Raw genomic sequence first — 8,003 nt, 5'->3', positions numbered from 1 at the left:
ATTGTAGTTCTTTTTTCGGCAGGGTAGTTTTATCTTTGTGTCCATAGTTTAACTAAAAGTGTTTAAATTTTAGTCAACCTATTTCAGGATTTTACACATTATGAATTTGGTCAATGATGAATAATTTGAGTTCAAAACCTACTTTATTGTAGTTCTTTTTTCGGCAGGGTAGTTTTGTCTTTGTGTCCATAGTTTAACTAAAAGTGTTTAAATTTTAGTCAACCTATTTCAGGATTTTACACATCTTAAAGCTGCAACCAACCCCGCATATAAAACAGCCCGTTTTAGTTTGCAACACTGGCAATGGGCAATAGCCAATGCCGCTGCAACCTCCGAATAAAAATAATCATTATGAAAAAAATAATTATAATACTATTAATTATAACGAGTTGTAAAACGATATACATGCCACAAAAACAACACAATTTTTACATACCAACTATAGATAATAGTTTTGAAACTTTTAAGTTAGAAGAGTATAATAAAGAAAATGAAAATGGTTTTTCTCTAAGAAAAAATCAAAATAAAACCATTTTAAGAGTAGGTGGTAATACATACAGTGAAGGTATTTATTTTGACAATTCTCCTTTTAATATTTCCAAAAATTTTTATGACAATGGTAACATTGAAAGTAAATGGATTTCTTTTAATCATGGATCTGGGTATGTTGAAAAAGGCATTTGGTATGACTACGACCGTGAAGGACGGTTAATAAAAACGATTGATTATGACAAAGGGTATGCTTTTACTTGGGAAGATGTATTTAACTACTGTGTAACAAATAACATACCTATTACCTTAGGCTATAACAGAGAAGGTGGGCATCATACCAGCATACAAAAAGAAGAATCAGAAGAATTTAAAAGAAAAGTATGGGCAATTACTTATATGGATACTACAGGCGTTGGTATTGGTAAAGGCCTGCCATTAGAAGCTAAAATTTTAGATGGTAACACAGGTAAAGTTTTAAAAACAGAAAAAGGAGGATTGTTAGAGCCACGTGAAAATTAAAAGTATTATAAAGCTATGAAAAACTTGATATTTTTAATGTTAATATTCGCTGGTTGTAAAACGATATACATGCCACAAAAACAACACAATTTTTACATACCAACTATAGATGGTAGTTTTGAAGCTTTTGATATTGAAACTTTTGAAAAGAATCCGACAAGAATAATTAATTTAGAAGGTAAGACAATAGATAGAACATCATCAGTTACTTCCTTTCAAGAAGTAATATATTTTAGTAATTCACCCTTTTCTATATTAAAAGCATATTATTTAAATGGAATTTCTAAAATGAAAGGAGTTTTATTTAATCATGGATCGTTAGGTATCCAAAAAGGGATTTGGTATGAATATGATCAAAAAGGCAATCTAATAAATGAAAAAAATTTCGAAGAAGGGTATACTTTTACTTGGGAAGATGTACTTAACTACTGTGTAACAAATAACATACCTATTACCTTGGGGTACCAGCCTACAAGTACTTATGATACAAGTATAAAAAAAATGTATTCTAAAGAGTTTAAACGGAATGTATGGAAAATTATTTATCCCGATACTACTGGTGTTGGTATTGGTCAAGGTTTTCCTATGGAAGTTAAAGTTTTAGACGGTAATTCGGGTAAAGTATTAGCCACCCAAAAAGGAGGTGTCTTAGAGCCTTGTGAAAATTAAAGGTATTATAAAGCTATGAAAAATGATGAATAAAACACTTCCTTATGGGTTACCACTAGAAGTAGGTTTTAATAATGTGTCAGATTATGAGTTAGATACTTTTTCTGGCGAACGTATTAGAACTTACGGCGTAGTCACGCTATTTAAAACCCCTAAATACACTCAGAAAATACAGTACGAGGTTACTGTTACCTATTTAAAGAAAGATATTGAAAAAAAACACTGGATTGTTCAGCTTGAAAAAACCAAGGTGTATATTAATCAAGCCAATACAGAGCGGGTAATAGATAAAATTAATGAAGAGTTTATGTTACAGGTATTGTATCCTATAGAATTAGCGATTAGTAGTACAGGTAAATTAATTGGTATTTTAAATTTTGAAGAAATTACCCAGCGATTTAATAAATTTATGACATTAAAAAGAAAAGAATATACAGGTATTTATGCCAATCGTTTTTTTACATTGTTAGAGGAGAAACTAGAATCAGCTTATAGTTTACAAACGAGTATGGAAAAAGACTGGTTTTGGGCAACATTTTTTAATTCGGTGTATTTTCCAAAAGGCTACATAGGTGATAAAAAAGTATCGAAACTATTTCCTTCATTTAATTCTTATGAGAATTGTATATTCTATAACGGAGAAATGAAAGTTTCTGAAAATTATGTACGCAATAATACTATTTCAGTTACACATAAAGGGGCAAGCGAAAAAGAAGGAAGTTGTATAAATATTGATTATGAAATTAATGCAACCAGTTTTTTAATAAATGAAGTATGTAGTAATGCACAATTAATAAATGAAAATAAAGAAGTGTTAAAAACCATTGATGTTACAATAAGGCATCTTAGAGAAAAAGATATTAAAACAGAAAAAGCACAAAAAAAAGAAGAGAATAAAAATCGAACCATAAAGCAACGCTTTTATAAATGGTTAAACACCTAAAAAAAAATATATGGGATTAACAGGGAAATTAGTCTGCCACGGAGCAGAATGTGAATGTCAGTTTGGTAATTCCCCAGATAAATTAATTGTAGAAACACAAAGCAAACGATATATAAATGACCCCGATGGTGCAGAAAAACTAATGGCTACCAATAAAGAAATTGGGCAGCCTTTTGAGGCAAAAACCTTTGGGCAATGTAAAATGCAACCCACTCCTGGGGGTTATAAACCATGTCAGCCAATTATTACCGAATGGCAAGGTTTTTATGATAAAATAACCCTATCAGATAATGGAGGTAACCCTTTGTTAGAAGGTAGTAAAGCTATTTGTGCTATAGCAGGTGCACCTTGTGTATCAATTACATATCACGGGCAAACGGGTAAACCAGTAGCGCAAAATTTTGAACAAGAAGAAAAAGAAGAAGATACAGCTAGTCAGATAAACCCATTGGTAAACCCAAATGAAGCTTTAAAGCCAATAGCATCTTCACTAATAAAAGCAAATACACTATAAAAAAACAAAAAACTATGCCAGTAGGAATTGCTAAAATAGCCCCAAGAGATACGAACCTTCAAGCCGATAATAATCTGGTTATTATACCCACAAATGAAAGTTTAAGCTTTTCTGCTTATGTTTATGAAAGTACTACAGCAGTACAAAGAAAAAATATAAAATGGATTTGGGTAGAAGAAAAATACCTTAGCCAATTAAGGTCAATGACAAAAGAAAATAAGTTTGAGCATTGGGGAAAGTGGTCTTTAAAAGGAAAAAAACCACTCAATTTATACGGCATAGGTATTAATTACGCTAAATCTACAAGTATTAATATTAGTAACTTATCGGGTAGTATAGGTAAGAAGTATTGGTTAGAAGCTTTTGTGTTGTACCCTGAATTTAAACACCCAGTAGGTAAGTGTTTTACAATAAAAGGCAAACCAGCTATTTTAAGTGCCTATTTTGAAGGGGCAGCTATTGGTGAATGTAACGACCTTGTAAAATCTAAATATGGTAAAACCATAAATTTGATAATAAACACACATTCGTTACCCGATGTAACGTTAAGTTATCATAATTATGTAGTGTTTGAAATAGATATATATAATAAAGAAAAGAATAAAAAAGTAACTAAAGAACCTTTTAGGAGTTATGTAGATTTTGCTCAAGGGGCTAAAGATTTAAACGGTACCATAAAAACAGGTATTATTTTAGAAGATAGTTGGCGTAATGAGGTAGCACATAATAATAGCGATGAAACAAAAAGTTATTATGCGGTAATAAAAGCAACACATTATTTTAATAAAGATGCAGTTTATAATGGAGAAGAAATACCAGGGAGTAAAATAGGATCAGCTTTTGTCCAAAAATCACCTAATAAAGAATTGGTGGCTTATACTATAACCGAAGAAGATTGGAGAAAAGACAATACCTATTTATCATTTTTAGGGAAATCTTTTGGCGATGTAAAAGCAGCAGCAGCTAAGTACCAAAGTACCGAGATTAATTTTAAAACGATAGATAGTAAAGGCGAACAGCTACCACTATATGTACAATTACCATATACCACACAGGGTGAGGCAATTGGTTTTCGTACTATCGAAGCAGGTAAAATGTTAGCGGCAATAAAAGACAAAAAATATACCTGTAAAGAAACTCATTCTTGTAAATTTACAGCAATAGAAGTTGTCGTAGGTGAAAATAAAGATGGTAAAAAAACACCTACAGTAATTTTTAATGAAAACGATGATAGTACTATAGAAGTAAACGATAACACAACAAAAATTTTTAGTTTTGTAGCAGGAGAAAGTAAAAGAGAAACCCTAGAAATTACGCTAAAAGACCTTAGTATTACCGATTATGGTAATGATGATGGCGAAATAAAATGTGTAGCACCAGTGCCACACACCAAAAAAAACTTAATAGATGCAACTAAAGTCTCTCCGCAATGGTTGGTTGAAAAAGGAAGTGCTACCGATAAAAAATATAGTACCTATGAAGTAAAAAAGAATACGATACTCTTAGATATGGGGTATCATTATAATACGAAAGTAGCAGAAAGATCGGGAATAAATAATAAACTGTTAGATAAATTATGGATGTTTAATTACTTTTTACTCTCTAAAAAAAATGCACAAGATTATGTAGTACCAATAAATACGTGTAGGTATCCAAGCCAAAGAGTATTATTACAAGTATTTCCTAATATTACCTGGGGAATCTCTTTTTCTGTCGGGAAAATAGACCCTAAATACAAAGAAGATTGGCGTAGCGACCTTACCGAAACACGTAAAAAAACGCTGGATGAAGTAAAAGCCTTTGGAGAAATAGCTAAACCCGATTTTTTAAAAAAGAAAGAACAAGCCATAAGAAAGCTAAACCTAAAATTAGGTATTAATGTTGCTTATGATAATATAAAATTTGATTTTGCACCAGATTTTGGACAAAAAATTCATGATGTTGTATATGCTTTTGCCAAAGCAAAAGAGTTGATGGACGTTATGACAGGAAATGAATATGATGATAAAACAAAAAAATTAAAGTACCAAGAACGAATAAAAAAACTCGCAAAAGATAGAGGAGGTAAGTGGGCGTCTAAACTAAAACTATCGAAATTACCAATTACGATAACAGTATCTGAACCCGCATTATCCTTTGGAGGCACATGGGGTTTTCAACCGAATCAATTAGATGCAACAAATGTGTTACCAAGCTATAATATTTTTTTTAAAGCAGCTCCTTTACTTAAAGCCTCTGGGAAATTAAATTTAATAACCTGTGCAGGTTTTATTCCTGTAGCAGATATTATTCTTGATGCAGCAGGTGCAGAAGCAAGTTTTTTTATAGAAGTTGTAGGGAATATCGATGTAGGGGTGGCTTTTTCAATGCAAGTAGCAGCGCAGGCGCAATTAAGTAAAGGAACGACAGACTTTGACGGGGCATTAAAAATGCGAGTAGAAGCAAGCCTTACCTTGGGCGGTGGTCTTGTGGGTTTTTTATTTATAGGAGGAAGTTTAAGTAGTGATAGTAGTACCAAATACGTAGCATCTGTCGAAACAGGCTTTACAGGAGGGCTAAAAATAGGTGCAGATAATGCTGGCTTATATATAGATACGATTATTAAATTTGCAGGGCTTTCAGCTACAGCCCAAAAAGTACATAAAAATGTTGAGGGAGGAGGGGAAAGAACAAAAACCATAGGTCCTTATGTTATCGCAAAAGAAATAACATTGTTAAAAAATAAACACTATTTTAATTTACAAAAAAATGATAAAGCTTAATACAATCATCATCTCCTTATTTTTAATACTAGGATGCAAAGAACTTAAAAAAACAAAGATAGCTATGCAAAAATTACCAAGTAGTAGTACCATAGATAAGACAAAAGAAAAATCGGGTTATTTTTTACAAATTAATAATCAAAATTGCCATTACGAAATTAGAGTAAACGATTTTCTTGCTTTAAAATATAATGATCCTTATCCTGCATATTCTGTACGCCCTCCGATTAATTATAAAATACTTAAAAGCGGAGAGCAAAAATTATCCATACGAGTAACTCCTTTACAAGGAAACGTATTAAGTAAAAATGCGGATATTACTATTCGTTTGCTACGCTATCCTGATATGTTAGATAAAGAAAATGATTTTGGAGGCAGTACTATTGTTATGGAATGGGAAATGCCACAAATTAAAGCAGCCCTGCCTTATTTTCAGTTCGATACCATTTTTAACGCAAGAGTTCCTTATGAAATAAATGAGCTAGACAATGCCATAGATTTATCAAAAATGGATAAAGAACAACTAACAAAGGAAGTGGTTGGTCAATTTAAAGGGATGCTTAATTTGATGATAACGGATTATGATCAATTTAATATACTGCATAGACCACTATTTGATAGGTTAATGATTTCTGGGTATCTTACCCTAGATTGGATTAATGAAATATTAGAAGATAATAAAAAAGCTACCACAGAAGAATTTAAAGGGAATATGCAGCCTATTGAAAATTACACTTTACGCTTATATGGTAATGGTAGGGTTGCTACCTTAGAACGCCTTAATGACGGTGGTCGTATTATTTGGGCTAAAGACCCAGATACGGGTAATGAAACCTATTCTTTACCTTTGTTTATATACAAAGATAAGCGCGATAAAAAGTGGCGTATTTGGTAGTCTAAACACTATTTTAGTTTAGGAAATTATGTATTACTTGTAGGTATTCCCTAATATTATTTGGGGAATACCTTTTTTTATCTAATCGAAGTATCTGAACCTGCTTTATGTTTTGGAGGCACATGGGGTTATGCCTAGCAGATATTATTCTTGATGCAGCAGGTGCAGAAGCAAGTTTTTTTTATAGAAGTTGTAGGGAATATCGATGTAGGGGTGGCTTTTTCAATGCAAGTAGCAGCGCAGGCGCAATTAAGTAAAGGAACGATAGACTTTGACGGGGCATTAAAAATGCGAGTAGAAGCAAGCCTTACCTTGGGCGGTGGTCTTGTAGGTTTTTTATTTATAGGAGGAAGTTTAAGTAGTGATAGTAGTACCAAATACGTAGCATCTGTCGAAACAGGCTTTACAGGAGGGTTAAAAATAGGTGCAGATAATGCTGGCTTATATATAGATACGATTATTAAATTTGCAGGGCTTTCAGCTACAGCCCAAAAAGAACAGAAAAATGTTGAGGGAGGAGGGGAAAGAACAAAAACCTTAGGTCCTTATCTTATCGCAAAAGAAATAACATTGTTAAAAAATGAAATATCTCGATTGTATAAAGTGACTGATAGTTTACAGAAGCAATACCAGCTTAAACTAAATGTACTTCAAGGTAATTTAGATATGGGTTTAAATAATAATATTCATTATACAAATGAAATATTACATAATATAATACTCTGTAATATTTTATTTTTAATAATAATCGTTTTCACTTTTTTTAAAGGAAAAATATAATTTTTAGAGCTATATGTTTCTGTATTATAGAATAATAAAGTATATTTACAGAGCAAATGACAATTTAGAATTTTCTTCTTCTTTGTAAAATAAACTGTCATACTTGTATAAAAACAGGCGAAGCTAGTCCTGTGTTATGAGTATACTTGTTTTGGGAATTTCTCCCTAGTAAAACATGTTTATTTTTTTAGTTAGAAAATTATCTATTGTTATGGGTAATATCTTTTGTTTATCAATTTTATAATACTAGTTACATTATTGGTGAGGCAAAAAAAAATAATTATTAATTAGAAAAAAACAAAAATTATGGGATCATTTAGAGCTTCATTAGAGCTAGGAGGAAAAGAATTTGACGTATTACAAACAGAATACGTATTTAGTAGAGATACGGATAAAAAAGGTAAAATAGCCTCTAATGTTTATGGCGGA

8 protein-coding genes are annotated in these 8,003 nt (G+C 31.7%); all 8 read left to right on the top strand.

Annotation, left to right across the window (positions count from 1 at the left end; all coding sequences use genetic code 11):
* Positions 1-351: 351 nt before the first annotated feature.
* Positions 352-1,011: a hypothetical protein gene (locus AQ1689_RS03735; RefSeq protein WP_145993727.1), complete on the top strand. Its 660-nt coding sequence runs from the start codon at positions 352-354 to the stop codon at positions 1,009-1,011.
* Between the two features lie 69 nt (positions 1,012-1,080).
* The gene (locus tag AQ1689_RS03730; RefSeq protein ID WP_101955235.1) at positions 1,081-1,680 is read left to right on the top strand and encodes a hypothetical protein; all 600 of its coding nucleotides are present in this window, start codon (positions 1,081-1,083) and stop codon (positions 1,678-1,680) included.
* A gap of 22 nt (positions 1,681-1,702) precedes the next feature.
* Complete coding sequence (locus AQ1689_RS03725) at positions 1,703-2,623, top strand: hypothetical protein (RefSeq protein ID WP_145993726.1); 921 nt, start codon at positions 1,703-1,705, stop codon at positions 2,621-2,623.
* Between the two features lie 10 nt (positions 2,624-2,633).
* Positions 2,634-3,137, top strand: coding sequence for a DUF4280 domain-containing protein (locus tag AQ1689_RS03720; protein WP_101915669.1), 504 nt, complete (start codon positions 2,634-2,636; stop codon positions 3,135-3,137).
* Positions 3,138-3,151: 14 nt separating this feature from the next.
* Complete coding sequence (locus tag AQ1689_RS03715; RefSeq protein ID WP_101955233.1) at positions 3,152-5,899, top strand: hypothetical protein; 2,748 nt, start codon at positions 3,152-3,154, stop codon at positions 5,897-5,899.
* Positions 5,886-6,794: a hypothetical protein gene (locus AQ1689_RS03710; RefSeq protein ID WP_101955232.1), complete on the top strand. Its 909-nt coding sequence runs from the start codon at positions 5,886-5,888 to the stop codon at positions 6,792-6,794. The genes AQ1689_RS03715 and AQ1689_RS03710 overlap by 14 nt, the downstream gene beginning before the upstream one ends.
* Before the next feature lie 162 nt (positions 6,795-6,956).
* Complete coding sequence (locus AQ1689_RS03705) at positions 6,957-7,574, top strand: hypothetical protein (protein WP_145993724.1); 618 nt, start codon at positions 6,957-6,959, stop codon at positions 7,572-7,574.
* A gap of 306 nt (positions 7,575-7,880) precedes the next feature.
* Positions 7,881-8,003: type VI secretion system tube protein TssD (tssD, locus tag AQ1689_RS13425; protein WP_394364670.1), on the top strand; the 123-nt coding region annotated here is incomplete at its 3' end.

The organism is Tenacibaculum finnmarkense, assembly GCF_900239185.1.
Lineage (GTDB): Bacteria > Bacteroidota > Bacteroidia > Flavobacteriales > Flavobacteriaceae > Polaribacter > Polaribacter finnmarkensis.
The sequence above is the reverse complement of the archived record's forward strand: the minus strand, read 5'-3'. Positions and strand labels throughout refer to the sequence as shown.